Origin of the sequence: Sphingopyxis witflariensis (genome assembly GCF_002205635.1) — a bacterium.
In the GTDB taxonomy this organism is placed as follows: domain Bacteria; phylum Pseudomonadota; class Alphaproteobacteria; order Sphingomonadales; family Sphingomonadaceae; genus Sphingopyxis; species Sphingopyxis witflariensis.
Window position 1 is genome coordinate 731,480 of sequence record NZ_NISJ01000001.1, and the last position, 15,267, is coordinate 746,746.

General features: G+C 63.9%; 11 protein-coding genes. 4 read left to right on the top strand and 7 right to left on the bottom strand.

All coding sequences use genetic code 11. From position 1 onward, the window contains the following. Positions 1 to 14 precede the first annotated feature (14 nt). From CDQ91_RS03460 to CDQ91_RS03475, 4 genes are read right to left on the bottom strand one after another with little or no spacing between them, the layout of a single operon-like run. Positions 15 to 746 carry an N-formylglutamate amidohydrolase gene (locus CDQ91_RS03460; RefSeq protein WP_088471273.1) on the bottom strand — a complete coding sequence of 244 codons (732 nt, stop codon included), beginning with the start codon at positions 744 to 746 and terminating at the stop codon, positions 15 to 17. Then, complete coding sequence (locus CDQ91_RS03465; protein WP_088471274.1) at positions 743 to 1,594, bottom strand: 4-(cytidine 5'-diphospho)-2-C-methyl-D-erythritol kinase; 852 nt, start codon at positions 1,592 to 1,594, stop codon at positions 743 to 745. The genes CDQ91_RS03460 and CDQ91_RS03465 overlap by 4 nt, the downstream gene beginning before the upstream one ends. Positions 1,595 to 1,601: 7 nt before the next feature. Beyond that, on the bottom strand, positions 1,602 to 3,251 hold the full coding sequence (locus tag CDQ91_RS03470; RefSeq protein ID WP_237245791.1) for a tetratricopeptide repeat protein: 1,650 nt from the start codon (positions 3,249 to 3,251) through the stop codon (positions 1,602 to 1,604). A gap of 10 nt (positions 3,252 to 3,261) precedes the next feature. Further along, a complete protein-coding gene (locus CDQ91_RS03475) occupies positions 3,262 to 4,917 on the bottom strand; it encodes an electron transfer flavoprotein-ubiquinone oxidoreductase (protein WP_088471434.1) in 1,656 nt (551 codons plus the stop codon). 118 nt (positions 4,918 to 5,035) lie between these two features. On the opposite strand from CDQ91_RS03475, the gene CDQ91_RS03480 reads away from it, so the two are divergent. The 4 genes from CDQ91_RS03480 to CDQ91_RS03495 all read left to right on the top strand — a co-directional run bounded on the left by CDQ91_RS03480 (position 5,036) and on the right by CDQ91_RS03495 (position 9,329). Then, positions 5,036 to 5,833, top strand: a complete 798-nt coding sequence (locus CDQ91_RS03480; protein WP_088471275.1) for a uracil-DNA glycosylase family protein — start codon at positions 5,036 to 5,038, stop codon at positions 5,831 to 5,833. Between the two features lie 3 nt (positions 5,834 to 5,836). Continuing rightward, entirely contained in the window at positions 5,837 to 7,600 is a 1,764-nt protein-coding gene (locus tag CDQ91_RS03485) for a lytic transglycosylase domain-containing protein (protein WP_088471276.1), read from the top strand. Then, the gene (gene moaB, locus CDQ91_RS03490) at positions 7,590 to 8,117 is read left to right on the top strand and encodes a molybdenum cofactor biosynthesis protein B (RefSeq protein WP_088471277.1); all 528 of its coding nucleotides are present in this window, start codon (positions 7,590 to 7,592) and stop codon (positions 8,115 to 8,117) included. Before CDQ91_RS03485 ends, moaB begins: the two co-directional genes overlap by 11 nt. A gap of 123 nt (positions 8,118 to 8,240) precedes the next feature. Next, on the top strand, positions 8,241 to 9,329 hold the full coding sequence (locus tag CDQ91_RS03495; RefSeq protein WP_174688458.1) for a PA0069 family radical SAM protein: 1,089 nt from the start codon (positions 8,241 to 8,243) through the stop codon (positions 9,327 to 9,329). A 116-nt stretch (positions 9,330 to 9,445) separates the two neighbouring features. On the opposite strand, the gene CDQ91_RS03500 is transcribed toward CDQ91_RS03495, so the two are convergent. From CDQ91_RS03500 to CDQ91_RS03510, 3 genes are all read right to left on the bottom strand, one after another. After that, the gene (locus tag CDQ91_RS03500) at positions 9,446 to 11,044 is read right to left on the bottom strand and encodes a long-chain fatty acid--CoA ligase (protein ID WP_088471436.1); all 1,599 of its coding nucleotides are present in this window, start codon (positions 11,042 to 11,044) and stop codon (positions 9,446 to 9,448) included. 84 nt (positions 11,045 to 11,128) lie between these two features. Next, complete coding sequence (gene dnaE, locus CDQ91_RS03505; protein ID WP_088471278.1) at positions 11,129 to 14,617, bottom strand: DNA polymerase III subunit alpha; 3,489 nt, start codon at positions 14,615 to 14,617, stop codon at positions 11,129 to 11,131. Positions 14,618 to 14,772: 155 nt separating this feature from the next. Next, the gene (locus tag CDQ91_RS03510; protein WP_088471279.1) at positions 14,773 to 15,249 is read right to left on the bottom strand and encodes a glutathione peroxidase; all 477 of its coding nucleotides are present in this window, start codon (positions 15,247 to 15,249) and stop codon (positions 14,773 to 14,775) included. Between the last annotated feature and the right edge of the window lie 18 nt (positions 15,250 to 15,267).

The window sequence follows — 15,267 nt, forward strand, 5'->3', positions numbered from 1 at the left end:
GCGCGTCTACACGCCTATTGCCCGATGTTCAACGCCACATTCTTGCACATGCGGCCAAGGCGCTCAGCGAACAGCCGCTGGCCCGCAGCATCGCCGACCAGATCCTGCCGCATCTCGATCCCGACATAGGGGATATGGTTCGCCTCGGCGTGGCGGTTCATCGTCGCGTTGAGCAATTTGCCCGAATAGGGCTGCTGATCGCCGACAGTCAGTCCTTCGGCCTCCAGCGCCGCGATAGCCGCGGGCGCAAGCCGTTCGTCCTCATTGTAGAGAACCCCGACGTGCCACGGCCGCGCCTGATCGGGATGCGCCGCGAGCGCCGGCGTGAAACTGTGCAGCGACAGGATCATCGCCGGGCGATGCGCCGCGACCGTCGCGGCGATATGCGCATGATAGGGCCGGAAAAAGCGCGCGAGCCTTGCTTCACGCCCCGCATCGTCGAGTGCGTTGCCCGGAACCGCATGGCCATCGCTGGCGATCGGGAGCACCCCCGGCGCATCCTCATCGCGGTTGCAGTCGGTGACGAGCCGCGACACGCCACCCAAAATCGCGGCATCGACCGTCCCGCTTTCGACCAGCAAGGCCGCCACCTCGGCAACACCGATATCGATCGCAATATGATTGGCGAGCAGCGCAGGGTCGATACCCAGATCAATGTCATCGGGAACATGCGCAGACGCATGGTCGGCGATCAGCAGAATGCCGCCCGTGCGCGCTTCGCCCAGTTGGCGCCACGCCTCACTCATCGCAATACTCCCGTCATCTGCCACCATTGCGGGTGACTCGCGGCGAGTCGCTGCGCTGCCATATCGCACTCGCCCGCCGCGTCGAACAGCGCAAAGCAGGTCGCGCCCGACCCCGACATGCGCGCCAGCCATGGCCGCAACTCGCCCAGCGCAGTCAGCACATCGGTGATCGCCGGACAGCCCGCGATCGCTGGCCGCTGCAAGTCATTGCGCGCCGCGAACAATTGCGCGCGCAGGTCAGCGCCAGTGAACAAAGGCCCGCGATCGACGCCGTCCCAAGCTGCGAAGATCGGCCCCGTCGCCACCGCCTCGCGCGGATTGACGAGCAGCACCGGCGTCCCCGCCAACGCAAGTTCGGGCACCGGGCTCAACTCCGCGCCCACGCCAACGCCAAGGCAGGTCGCGCTGGCAATACAGGCCGCAATATCCGCGCCCAACGGGCCGACGAGCCGCGCGAGCGCCGCATCGCCAATCTCGGGCAGGAAATACCGCCGCACCAGCCGCGCCATCGCCGCGGCATCGGCCGACCCGCCGCCAATCCCCGCCGCGACGGGCAGTTTCTTGGTCAGCGACACTGCCAATCGCGGCACCCGATCGGCGCCGTAGCGCTCGCGCAGCAACGTCAGCACTTGCGACACCAGATTGTCGCCCCCGGCACTCAATGCACCCGCAAATTCGCCGTCGATCACCAGGCTGTCGGCGTCCGCAATCTCGGCGCGCAGTTCATCGCCGCCATCGACGAAGGCGAACAGCGTCTCGATCTCATGATAGCCATCGGGCCGCCGCGCGCGAACATGGAGCGCGAGGTTAATCTTCGCCCAGCCGGTTTCGTTCATCGCCTCGGTCATCCCAGACTCACGGCGCCATTGTCTCGGGCGTCAGCCCGTCGCGCAATTTCGCTTCCAGCCGCGCCGCCATATCCTCCTCGGCGAGCAGCGTCGCGGCGCGCCAAGTATAGCGCGCCTGAAACTTCCGTCCGACATGCCAATAGGCATCGCCCAGATGCTCGACGATCACCGCATTGTCGGGCTCGCCGCTCTGCGCCTTTTCGAGCAAAGGCACTGCCTCGTCGGCGCGGCCGGTGAGGAAATAGGCCCATCCGAGCGAATCCGTGATACTCGGGCTTTGCGGCTCCGCGTTCCACGCCGTCTCGATCCGCGCGAGTGATTGTTTGACGTCTTTGCGTCTCTCAATCGCCGAATAGCCCGCAAAATTGAGCACCGACGCATCATTCGGTCGCAAGGCTACGGCTTTTTCGATCAACGGCTGTGCCGCGTCCCAATCACCGGACTGGAGCAACAACTCCGCGCGGGCGATGAGCAGAGTGCCGCGCAGCGCCTGTTCCCCGTCTCCCTCGCCCAGCGTCGCCTCGATCTGGGCATAAGCGCGCGCAGCCGCGGCCTTATCGTCCGATCTTCGCGCAATATCGGCAAAACGAACCAGCAGGCTCCGCGCCGGGGCATCCCCCGCCACCGCCGCTTCGGCGAGCTTTGCCGCACCGGTCATATCGCCGGCGTCGGCCATCAATTCGGCCCGGCGCATCTGAAGCACCGGCGGCAAGGCCGCGCCTTTGCTTGCAAGCAGAGCGGCCGCAGCGGGAGCCTGTCCGTCACGGTCCAGCGCTTCAACCAGCGCACTGCGCGCCGTCCAGTCCCGGTCGTTCAGCCAATAGGCGGCATGCGCGAACAGCATCGGTATCTTGGGGCCACCATTGGGTATCCGGGCAAAGCCGTCGGCGAGCATGCCGAGCCAATGCGCGGCGCCCTCACGCGGCGTCACGACGGCTTGATCGGGCAGCAACAGCGACGGATCTTCGCGCTCTCCCGACGCCAGGGCGATCCGCCCGCGCAGCCGTTTCGCGGCATCCGCTTCGCCCGCCTTGTCTAGCGTCGCCGCGAGCCGCAGCGCGGTGAGTTGGCTCGTGCGGTCGGTCAGGATGATGTCGTCGGTCAGCGCAACCGCTTCAGCCGGGCGTTTGGTCACCAGCTGGACGATCGCCGCTTCAAGCGCCATCGCCGGTTCGGGCCGCCCTCGGGCATTCGCGATCAGCAAATACCGCTCAGGCGCCTTTTCACGCAATCCAAGGTCGATCCAGGCATTGATTGCCGGCTGGATCAATCGCGACATGACGTCACCGCCGGTCTTGTCGGCGCGACCGCCAATATATTCGCGCGCGGCTTTCCAGTCGGAGCGGTGCATCGCATCGACCAGCAGCACCAGTTGCGCATCGAACCGCCGATCTCCGGCCTGCCACAATTGCAGCGCTGCGCTGCGCGCGGCCGGCAGATCGCCGGCAGCGATCGCTTGCTCCAGCATCTGTCCACGTACACCGGGAAGCCTGGGCGCCGCACTGGCGAGGGCCGTCAGCGCGGACAACGCCGCCACAGGCTGCCCCGCCTCCTCGGCAAGGCGCGCCTTGACCAGCGCATGCAACGCCGCTCCGCTTTGGTCGGCGGCCTGCGCCGGCGACGAAAGCGCGAGGACGCTTCCTGCCAGCAGCAGCACGGATGCGGACTTACATATTGGGGTAATTTGGGCCTCCGCCGCCTTCGGGAGTGACCCAGTTGATATTCTGGGTCGGGTCCTTGATGTCGCACGTCTTGCAATGCACGCAATTCTGCGCGTTGATCACAAACTTCGGATCGCCCTCGGCCTCACCAACGATCTCATAGACGCCGGCCGGGCAATAACGCTGCGCGGGCTCGTCATAGAGCGGCAGATTATATTCGACCGGGATCGTCGGGTCTTTGAGCTGAAGATGGACCGGCTGATCCTCCTCATGGTTGGTGTTCGACAGGAACACCGACGACAGACGGTCAAAAGTCAGCACGCCATCGGGCTTCGGATAGTCCGGCTTGGGCATCATATCGGCGCGGTACAGCGTCGTATTGTCAGGATGATGCTTCATCGTGAAGGGGACTTTGATCTTCAGCGTTTCAAGCCACATGGTGATTCCCGACAGGAGCGTCCCCGCCAGATCACCATATTTCTCGACCAGGGGCAGGACGTTGCGGACGACGCTCAGTTCCTTCTTCACCCAGCTGTCGTCATAGGCGTCCTGATAGGCGCCCAGCGTGTCGCTGCCCCGTCCGGCGGCGACGGCGGCAAAGGCGGCTTCGGCCGCCATCATGCCCGTCTTCATCGCGGTGTGGGTGCCCTTGATGCGCGGCACGTTCAGGAAACCGGCGCTGTCACCAATCAGCGCGCCGCCCGGGAAGGCCAGCTTCGGCACCGACTGATAGCCACCGTCACTGATCGCGCGCGCGCCATAGGAAACGCGCTTGCCGCCCTTGAGGATCTTCGCGATCTCAGGGTGCGTCTTCCACTTCTGCATTTCCTGAAAAGGCGAGGTGTGCGGGTTGCGATAGTTGAGCCAGGTCACGAAACCGAGCGCGACCTGCCCGTTCGCCTGGTGATAAAGGAAACCGCCGCCATTCGAATTGCCATCGAGCGGCCAGCCCTGCGTGTGGATCACGCGGCCCTCGGCGTGATTTTCGGGCTTGATATCCCACAATTCCTTGATGCCAAGGCCGTAAACCTGTGGTTCGCAATCGGCGTCGAGGCCAAATTGCGGCTTGATCATCTTGGTCAGATGCCCGCGCACGCCTTCGCCGAAGAAGGTATATTTCGCGTGGAGTTCGAGGCCGGGCGCATAATCGCCCTTGTGGCTGCCGTCGCGCGCGATGCCCATGTCGCCCGTCGCGACGCCCTTGACCGAGCCATCCTCATTGTAGAGGATTTCGGCGGCAGCGAAGCCGGGAAAGATTTCGACGCCCAGTCCTTCGGCCTGCTCGGCGAGCCAGCGGCACAAATTGCCAAGGCTGCCCGTATAGGTGCCCTTATTGTGCATGAAGCCCGGCGAGATAAATTCGGGAAGACCGAATTTTTTGGTCTTGGTCAGCACCCAATGCTGGTTGTCGTTCACTGGCACTTCGGCGAGCGGACAGCCCTGGCCCCGCCACTCGGGGATCAGTTCGTCGAGCGACTTGGGGTCGATGACCGCGCCCGAAAGGATATGCGCGCCGACTTCGGATCCTTTTTCAAGGACACAAACCGACAATTCACTACCCGCTTCATTCGCCAATTGCTTGAGCCGAATTGCCGCCGAAAGCCCCGCCGGACCTGCCCCGACGATAACCACGTCATAAGGCATAGATTCCCGTTCGCTCACCAGACTCACCCTTTCTGCCATCCCGGCGCCGACATTCATCGTAAGCGGCGCTCATTCTGTCACGAATTGCGATGCCCGCCAATTGACGTATCCGTCAACAGCCTGTTTGAACAAAATCATGGGTGGGCAAAAATCAGCCTTATTGGCGGAAAGCTATTGCGACTGGTGGTCGCTGGCGGGCGTCGACATGCTGGTTGGCGAGACGCCGACGGGCTGGCTGGACTTGCCCGCAGCAAATGATGTCGCGGCCGAGCAGCCGAAACCAACCTCAAGACGCGCGATCGAGGCCGAACCACCCCCGCCGCTTCCCGCCGCGCTGCAACGCCAGGAAATTGTCGAAGCCCCCGTTGCAAAGGGACCGATCGAGATTCCGGCCGAATGGGATGATTTTCAGCGCTGGCTCGCCGAACATCCCGATGTGCCGGGCAGCCAGTGGGACGCGCGTCGCGTCCTTCCCGTGGGCCAGCCCGAAGCCCAGCTGATGTTGCTCACCGCCTGGCCCGAAATTGACGACCAGCGCGAAGCAACGCTGTTCAGCGGGGCGACCGGCGCCTTGCTCGACGCGATGCTCCGCGCAATCGGTACGATCCGCGCCGATTGCTACGTCGCCAGCCTCGCGGTCACGCGCCCTCCCGGTGGGCGCTGCGCCGAAGAAGATATGGCCGAACTCGACCGGCTGCTCTGGCACCATCTGCGCCTCGCGCGGCCCGGCCGCCTGCTGCTGATCGGCAGCGATATCGTCCGCATGGCGGCGGCGCTGCCGCTCGCCGATGCGCGCGGAAGGTTACTCAATATTAACCAAGATGGCGGCAAGATGGAGGCGGTGGCAGTCGCGCACCCCGCGATGCTGCTGGCCCGGCCGGCCCAGAAAGCCGCCGCCTGGGATAGCCTTAAACTGCTCAACCAGGGACGTTGACAGATGATGAAAACGACAAGCACCCTTTTTTCCTGCGCCATCGCCGCCGCGGCGATCGCTGCGGTTCCCGCGATGGCAAACGATGCAGGCGATCGCGACCTTTCGGCGGCACCGCAGACGGTGCCCGACATTCTCTCGTCAAAGCAGAAACAGCTTTATACGCAGGTCGTCACGGCAATCCGCGGCCAGCGCTGGGCCGACGCCAAAGCCTTGCTTGACGGCGCCGATAACGGACCGTTGAGCGACTTCCTGCGCGCCGAACTGCTGACCGCAGCGAACAGCCCGCGCGCCGAAGTCGCCGACATCATGCCGATCCTCTCGCGCTCGCCGCAATTGCCGCAGGCCGAACAGCTCGGACGCCTCGCTGCCAAGCGCGGCGCAACCGACCTGCCGAGCTTTCCCACGCAGATGCGGCTGGACTGGGCGGGAAGCGCGCCGCGACGGATAGGTGCGGACTCGGTCAGCGGCGACCCCTTCGCAGCGAGCCTCGCAAGTTCGATTCCCGATCGCATCAAGAATGACGACCCGGCGGGCGCCGAAGCGCTGCTCAACAACGTCATCGATCGCTTGACCCCCGATTCGCGCGACGAATGGCGGCAAAAGATTGCATGGTCCTATTATATCGAGAATGACGACAATAATGCGCTGCGCCTCGCGCTCGCCTGCACCGAGGGGCGCAGCGCCTGGGCAACGCAGGGCGCATGGGTGCAGGGCCTCGCATCGTGGCGGCTGCATGATTATCGCACCGCGCTCGTCGCCTTTGACCGCGTCGCCAAGGAGGCCGGCGACAGCGAAATGCGCGCCGCCGCCTATTATTGGGCCGCACGCGCCGCGACCGCCGCCGGACAGCCCGCATCGGTCCAGCCGCGCCTGCGCGCCGCCGCGGCCAATGAGGAAACCTTCTATGGCCTGCTCGCCGCCGAAACGCTCGGGCAGGAAGCTGTCAGCCAGCGAGAGAATGTCCGCGCCGACCGCCGCGCCTGGCGCGCGCTCGAAGATCTGCCCAACGTTCGCGCCGCGATGGCCTTCGCCGAAATCGGCGAGGATAAATATGCCGACGCCTTGCTGCGCCATCAGGCACGGATCGGCAGGGGCGACCAGCATGCGCAACTGATCGCGATGGCAGGCGCGCTCAGCCTGCCCGAAACCCAGCTTTATCTCGCGCACAACACCCCGCAGGGCCGCAAGCTCGGCGCACAGACCCGTTATCCGCAGCCCAAATGGGAACCCAATGGCGGGTGGAAAGTCGATCCGGCGCTGGTCTTTGCCCACACGCTTCAGGAATCGCGCTTCCAGCGCACGGTGGTCAGCCCCGCCGGCGCTTTCGGCCTGATGCAGGTCCGCCCCGGCACCGCGCGCGACGTCGCGCGCTGGCGCGGCGAGAGCGGCACCGGCGATCTGCGCATTCCCGCGGTCAATATGGATTTCGGCCAAAGCTATCTGCAATATCTCAGCCGCGAATCCGCGACCGGCGGCCTGCTGCCCAAGGTGATCGCCGCCTATAACGCCGGCCCCGCCCCGGTCGCGCGCTGGCAGACCGAGATCCGCGACGGCGGCGACCCGCTGCTCTATATGGAATCAATCCCCTATTGGGAAACGCGCGGCTATGTCGGCATCGTGCTGCGCAACTACTGGATGTACGAAGCGCAGCAAGGCAAACCCTCGGTCAGCCGCGCCGCGCTCGCGCAGGGCAAATGGCCGCGCTTCCCCGACGGCAAGGACCGGACGCGCCTGTCTTACGCCGGCGGTCTCTCGAATGCCGATTGACGAGAGTCGTGCGTTCAAGCCCGTCCGCATCGCCATATTGACGATTTCGGACAGTCGCAGCGCCGCCGAGGACAAGTCGGGCGACACGCTCGAGGCCTTGCTGACCGATGCCGGCCATATTCTCGCCGCGCGCGCGATCATCCGCGATGAGGCCGACCTGATCGTCTCGCGCCTTCACAACTGGGTCGATGACCCGCAAGTCGATGTCGTCATCACCACTGGCGGCACCGGCCTCACCGGCCGCGACGTGACTCCCGAGGCGCTGCACCGCCTCGACGGCAAGGATATTCCGGGGTTCGGCGAATTGTTCCGCTGGCTCAGCTATCAGACGATCGGCACCTCGACGATCCAGTCGCGCGCCTGCGCCGTCGTCGCGCGCGGCACCTATGTCTTCGCGCTCCCCGGCTCGACCGGCGCGGTCAAGGACGCATGGAATGGCATTTTGGCAACCCAGCTCGACAGCCGACACCGGCCCTGCAATTTCGTCGAGCTGATGCCGCGGTTGATGGAGTCCTGACGGCCGCCCCCGCAAAGGCGGGGGGCCGCCATCGGCCTTGTACTACTTCTCCAGCGACCCTCACCTTCGCGGGGCGACGATTATGTTCTTTATTTGTTCTCTTTGGCGCGATATCATTCGCCGGTGGAACCAACCAAGCCCCTGCCCCCAATTACCGGCCGCGGCGCACCGACGAACCTGCGCCCTACCCGCACCGGATCGGCCGAGCGCGTCCTCGACGGCGACTGGATCGACGCAGCCGAGGAAATCGACGGCGCTGCAACCCCGCTGCGCACCACGGTCACGATCGAACGCCCCAAAACGATCATCTCGCGCAACCAATCCCCCGACATCGGCTTCGACCGCTCGATTAATCCGTATCGCGGTTGCGAGCATGGCTGCATCTATTGCTTCGCGCGACCGACCCACGCCTTCCATGACCTGTCGCCGGGGCTCGATTTTGAGAGCAAATTATTCGCCAAGCCCGATGCCGCCAAGCTGCTGCGCACCGAACTCGCCAAACGCGGCTATACCGCTGCCCCGCTCGCGATCGGCACCAATACCGACGGATATCAGCCGATCGAACGCGAGTGGGGTATAACCCGGTCGGTAATCGAGGTACTCGCCGAGACGCGCCATCCGCTGATCATCACCACAAAATCCGACCGGATTTTGCACGATATCGACCTGCTCGCCGATATGGCGCGCGATAATCTGGTCGGCGTCGCTATCTCGATCACCACCCTCGATCCCGCCGTGGCGCGCACGCTCGAACCCCGCGCCCCGCACCCGCGCCGCCGCCTCGCCGCGATCCGCGCGCTAATCGACGCCGGGGTGCCGACACAGGTCAATATCTCACCGATCATCCCGGCGATCACCGATCATGAGATTGAGGCGATCATGACCGCCGCCGCAGAAGCCGGCGCGATCCGTGCCTCCTATATCTTGATGCGCCTGCCGCACGAGGTCGCTCCGCTCTTCCGCGCCTGGCTCGCCGCCCACTGCCCCGACCGCGCCGACAAGGTGATGCACATGGTCCAGGACATAAGGGGCGGCCGTGACAATGACCCGAATTTCTTCTCGCGGATGAAAGGCCACGGCGTGTGGCCGCAACTGATCCGCACCCGCGTCAAACGCGCGGCGCGCGAGCATGGTATGGATCGCAGCTTCCCGCCGATCCGCAGCGACCTGTTCCGACCGCCCGAACGCGACGGCCAGATGGAGCTGTTCTGACGCAACACTCAGTCCGTTCGTGCTGAGCCTGTCGAAGCACCGCCCTTCTCTTTGACGCCGCAAGAAAAGAACAGCCCTTCGACAAGCTCAGGGCGAACCGCATATGGAATGGCTTGCTACGCCTCCGTCAAAGACTTCAGCTGATAATCCTTATATTCGTCGCGCAACTGACGCTTCAAAAGCTTGCCGGTCGCGGTGTGCGGCAGTTCGTCGACGAATATGACCTCGTCGGGCAGCCACCATTTCGCGACCTTGTCCTTCAGGTAGTCGATGATCGCCATCTCGCTGACATCGATGCCCGGCTTGCGGACGATCAGCAGCACCGGCCGTTCGTCCCATTTGGGGTGATAGACGCCAACCGCTGCGGCTTCCTGCACCCCCGGCGCGCCAACCGCAGCATTTTCCAGCTCGATCGAGCTGATCCATTCGCCGCCCGATTTGATCACATCCTTGGCACGGTCGGTGATCTGCATGACTCCGTCGGGATGCAGCACCGCGACGTCGCCGGTATCGAACCAATTGTCGGCGTCGGTCGCATCGGCGTCGGCCCGGAAATAGCGCTGGATGATCCACGGCCCGCGGCACTGCAACTGCCCGCTCGTCACGCCATCGCGAGGCAGGACATTATCTTCATCATCGACGATGCGCAGCTCGACGCCATAGGGCGGGCAGCCTTGACGGCTGACGATATCGACCTGCTCGTCGAAACTCAGGGCATCCCAATTCCACGGCCGCTTGCCCATCGTGCCGATCGGGCTGGTTTCGGTCATCCCCCATGCGTGGCCGACGGCGATCCCAGCCTTCATGAAGCGCTCGATCATCGCGCGCGGCGCCGCCGATCCGCCAATGATGACGCGTTCCAGCTTACCATAGTCGATACCCGTCGCGTCCATATGCGCGAACATCGCGATCCAGACGGTGGGGACACCGGCGCTGTGGGTGACATCTTCCTGCTGCATCAGATCACACAGCACCTGCGCTTCGTTGGTCGCCGAAAAGACCAGCTTGGCGCCAACCGTCGCGGCGGCGAAGGGCACGCCCCAGCTGTTGGCGTGGAACATCGGAACGATCGGCAGGATAACACTGCGGTTCGACATGCCGAACACGTCGGGCTGGATTTCGGTGATCGCATGGATGACGTTCGAGCGATGCTCGTACAGCACGCCCTTGGGATTGCCCGTCGTCCCGCTCGTATAGCAAAGCCCCACCGGATCGCGTTCGTCGAGCTCCACCCATTCAAAGCTGCCATCCTCAGCATCCATCAGGTCGCGGTACGACAAATAGCCCTCACGCGCCGGGGCGTCGAACAGAACGAAATGCTCGACCGTCGGCAGTTGATCGCGCAGCCGCTCGATAATCGGCAGGAAAGCGGCGTCAAGGAACAGCACGCGATCTTCGGCATGGTTGACGATATAGACAAGCTGCTCGTCGAACAGGCGCGGGTTCACCGTGTGGAGGATTCCGCCCATTCCAGCGCTGCCGTACCAGCTGACCAGATGATGGGCATGATTCATCGCCAGCGTCGCGATGCGGTCGCCTTTCACCATCCCCAGCCGGGTCAGCGCGGCGGCAAAACGGCGGGCGTCATGCCCGATCTCGCTCCACGTCGTGCGCGTCTGGCTGCCATCGGCCCAGCGCGACACAATCTCGCGGTCCTTATGCTCGCGCGCCGCATGATCGATCAGGCTCGTCACGAGCAGCGGCTGGCCTTGCATTCCCGACATTATCGCTTTCCTCTTTATCGTCCCAAGCACCGAGGAATAAGGCGAGGATTGCACTTAACGCAAGCGTCAACCGGATCAGCGGACCCGGAATTCGCGCGGCGTCGACAGCGACAGGCCGACTTCGGTGATGCCCGCAACCATTTCGAGCCGCGAGACTGCATCAGGACCAAGCGCAAAGCCGCGCCCAAGGTCCAGAACGATATCCTCTTCGGTGACCGGATCGCCGGTGATGATGAACACCCGCCCGCGCGCATCATCGCGCCGTTCGAGCAGGCGTACCATATCGTCAATCGCACCCGGCAGTTCGACGCGGCAGCGAAGTTCCAGCAATGCCGTCGCGGCAATTTCAGCCAACGGCTGCGCCCCGCGGACGGTGACGCGCGGGGTTTCCTCGCCCTCCAGCAAATCGAGTTCGACCGCGAGGATCGCGCAGCCGCCATCGACCGCCAGCATTTCGAGCGTCTTGCCCGCCGTCTCGTCGAAACAGCTCGACTGAAACTGCCCGCTGCGATCCGACAGAGTCAGGTTGAGGAAGCGATTGCCGCGCTGCGACACGCGCGGGCGCGCGCTTTCAACCATCGCCGCCATCGTCATCGGGATGCGCGTTCCCGGCGTCATTTCGACGCTGGTACAAATCTCGCCATAGCTGCGCGCGCCGCGCGCCGCGACGATCGCCTCATATTGCTCGACCGGATGCGACGAAAAGTAAAAGCCGAACGCGTCCTTCTCGCGCGTCATCCGTTCGGCGAGCGTCCATGGCTCGGCGGCGGGCAATTGCAGCACCGGCGCAACATCGACATCGCCGCCGAACAGCCCGCCCTGCCCCGTCGAGCGTTCGCGTGCCGAGGAGTTGGCGCAGGCAAGCAGGCTTTCAGCCCCCGAAAAGGCGCGCGGGCGGTCGGGTTCGATCCCGTCGAAAGCGCCTGCGCCCGCCAACGCCTCGATCTGCCGCCGATTAAGCTGCCTGGGATCGATGCGATTGGCAAAATCGTCGAGGCTTTTGAAATCGCCCTTGGCATTGCGTTCGGCGACCAGCGCTTCCATTGCTTTCTCGCCAACGCCCTTGAGCGCGCCGAGCGCGAAACGCACCACAAGGTCCTCGCCGGCCTGGCCAACCGAAAAATCAGCCTCGCTCTCGTTGATCGACGGCGGCGCGACCGCAATCCCCAGACGGCGCATATCGTCGATGAAGATTGAGAGCTTGTCGGTCTGATGGCTGTCGAACGACATCGACGCCGCGAAAAATTCGTGCGGATAATGCGCCTTCAGCCACGCGGTCTGGTACGACAGCAAGGCATAGGCGGCCGCGTGGCTTTTGTTGAAGCCATAGCCCGCGAACTTGTCGATCAAATCGAACAGTTCGTTCGCGGCCTTGGGGCTGATCTGATTATGCTCGCCGCAGCCCTTCACAAAGGTCTCGCGCTGCGCGTCCATCTCGGCCTGGACCTTCTTGCCCATCGCGCGGCGTAGCAAATCTGCGCCGCCAAGGCTGTAGCCGGCGAGGATCTGCGCCGCCTGCATCACCTGTTCCTGATAAACGAAAATGCCATAGGTTTCGGCGAGGATGCCCTCGAGCAGCGGGTGCGGATAGGCGATTGGCTCGCGGCCGTTCTTGCGCGCGCCGAAGAGCGGAATATTGTCCATAGGCCCCGGGCGATAGAGCGCGACGAGCGCGATGATATCGCCGAAATTGGTCGGCTTCACCGCCGACAGCGTCCGCCGCATCCCTTCAGATTCCAGCTGGAACACCCCGACGGTCTCGCCGCGCTGGAGCAGTTCGTAAACCCCCACATCGTCCCACGCGAGCGTATCTAGGTCCACGTCGATCCCGCGCAGTGCGAGCAAGCGGCGCGTTTCGCGGAGCACCGACAGCGTCTTGAGCCCCAGAAAGTCGAATTTCACCAGCCCCGCGCTCTCGACATATTTCATGTCGAACTGCGTCACCGGCATGTCCGAACGCGGATCGCGATACAGCGGGACAAGCTGGTCGAGCGGGCGATCGCCGATCACCACGCCCGCCGCGTGGGTCGAACTGTGACGCGGCAAGCCTTCGAGCTGCTTCGCCATATCGAACAGGCGGCGCACCCCGTCATCCTGCTTATATTCGGCCATCAGCTCGGCAACGCCGTTGAGCGCGCGATCCAGTGTCCACGGGTCGGTCGGATGGTTTGGCACCAGCTTCGCGAGCCGGTCGACTTGACCATAGCTCATCTGAAGCACGCGCCCGGTGTCCTTCAATACCGCGCGCGCCTTCAGCTTTCCGAAGGTGATGATCTGCGCGACGGTATCGCGGCCATATTTTTCCTGCACATAGCGGATCACTTCGCCGCGCCGCGTTTCGCAGAAATCGATGTCGAAGTCGGGCATCGACACGCGTTCGGGGTTGAGGAAGCGTTCGAACAGCAGGCCGAGCTTGAGCGGATCGAGGTCGGTGATCGTCAGCGCCCAGGCGACGACGCTGCCCGCGCCCGAACCACGCCCCGGACCCACCGGAATATCGTGATTCTTCGCCCATTTTATGAAGTCGGCAACGATCAGGAAGTAGCCCGGAAAGCCCATCTGGACGATCACGCCGACCTCGAAATCGAGCCGTTCGTCATAGGCCTGCCGCTGTTCGTCGCTCAGATCCTCAACATGCGCAAGCCGCGCGTCCAGCCCCGCGCGCGCATCCTGCGCCAACTGCATCGCCTCGCCCTCGCGGTCACCGGCAAGGCTTGGCAAAATCGGAGCGCGCTTCGGCGCCATGAAGGCGCAGCGCTGCGCGACGACCAGCGTGTTGCGCATCGCCTCGGGCAGGTCCGAAAACGCATCCTCCATCGCCTCGGCCGGCTTCAGCCAGGCTTCGGGGCTGCTGACGCGGCGATCGACGCTTTCGACATAGGCCGATTGCGCGATGCACAGCATCGCGTCGTGCGCCGCGTGGAATTGCGGTTCGACGAAGCTTGCGGGATTGGTCGCGACGATCGGTAGCGCGCGCGCATAGGCGAGGTCGATCAGCGCCTTTTCGGCCGCAATCTCGGCCGCGTCACCGCGCCGCGATAATTCGATATAGAGCCGGTCGGCGAACAAAGCCTCCAACTGCTCGACATAATCATTCGCCGCGGTCGCCTGTTCGCCAGCGAGCAACCGCGCCAGCGCGCCCTCGCCGCCGCCGGTCAGACAGATCAGCCCATCGGTCTTCCCCGCCATATGCGACAGGGTGACATGCGGATCCTGCTCGATCGGCCGATCCAGATGCGCCGCGGACACCAGCGCGCATAGATTATTATAACCGTCCTCGTCCTGCGCATAGAGCGCCAGCCAGTCGATCAGCGGCGCGCCGTTCGCCAGCCGCTGTCCGGGCCGCGCGACGCTGAGCAATGTGCCGACGATCGGCTGGATGCCCGCCGCCTTGCATGCGTCGCCAAAGGCCATCGCGCCGTAAAGCCCGTTGCGGTCGCAGACCGCGATCGCCGGAAACCCCCTATCGCGCGCCGCTTTCGCAACCGCTTTCGGTTCGATCGCCCCCTCCAGCATGGTGAAACTGGAAAAGACGCGAAGGGGGACAAAGGGGCTGTAGGCCATCGGATGACGCTAGCGCCACCATTGCGATTCGACCATGGCCGTAATTCACAGAATCGTCATTGCGAGCGAAGCGAAGCAATCTCCAGCTATCACCCTCACGCTGCGCAGACGGCTGGAGATTGCTTCGTCGCTGCGCTCCTCGCAATGACGACAGCTTACCCCAACAATTCCTCAATCTCTTTGCGCAATTGCTCGGGCTTGGTCGTCGGCGCATGCCGCGACACGACCTTGCCGTCGCGATCGACCAGAAACTTGGTAAAATTCCACTTGATCCCGCTGCCGAGCAGCCCGGTCTTCTCGCCCTTCAGGTGCTTGAAGATCGGATCGGCATCGCTGCCGTTGACGTCAATCTTCGCCATCACCGGAAAGCTGACGTCATAGGTCAGCGAACAGAAGTTCGCGATTTCGGCGGCATTACCCGGCTCCTGCGCGCCAAACTGGTTGCACGGAAAGGCCAATATCTCGAGCCCGCGATCCTTATAATCGCGGTACAATTCCTCCAGCCCCTCATATTGCGGGGTGAAGCCGCATTTCGACGCGGTGTTGACGATCAGCAGCACCTTGCCGCGATAATCCGCCATCGATTGCTGCCCGCCGCCGGGTAGCGGTGCCGAAAGATCGTAAAGTGCCATAAAATGTCCCCTCCACTG

What these genes read in the sequence shown, in the direction of transcription:
- CDQ91_RS03485 (WP_088471276.1), top strand. Translation starts at nt 5,837, where the DNA reads ATGATGAAAACGACAAGCACCCTTTTTTCCTGCGCCATCGCCGCCGCG.
- CDQ91_RS03465 (WP_088471274.1), bottom strand. Translation starts at nt 1,594, where the DNA reads ATGACCGAGGCGATGAACGAAACCGGCTGGGCGAAGATTAACCTCGCG.
- CDQ91_RS03500 (WP_088471436.1), bottom strand. Translation starts at nt 11,044, where the DNA reads ATGCAAGGCCAGCCGCTGCTCGTGACGAGCCTGATCGATCATGCGGCG.
- CDQ91_RS03480 (WP_088471275.1), top strand. Translation starts at nt 5,036, where the DNA reads ATGGGTGGGCAAAAATCAGCCTTATTGGCGGAAAGCTATTGCGACTGG.
- moaB (WP_088471277.1), top strand. Translation starts at nt 7,590, where the DNA reads ATGCCGATTGACGAGAGTCGTGCGTTCAAGCCCGTCCGCATCGCCATA.
- CDQ91_RS03510 (WP_088471279.1), bottom strand. Translation starts at nt 15,249, where the DNA reads ATGGCACTTTACGATCTTTCGGCACCGCTACCCGGCGGCGGGCAGCAA.
- CDQ91_RS03460 (WP_088471273.1), bottom strand. Translation starts at nt 746, where the DNA reads ATGAGTGAGGCGTGGCGCCAACTGGGCGAAGCGCGCACGGGCGGCATT.
- dnaE (WP_088471278.1), bottom strand. Translation starts at nt 14,617, where the DNA reads ATGGCCTACAGCCCCTTTGTCCCCCTTCGCGTCTTTTCCAGTTTCACC.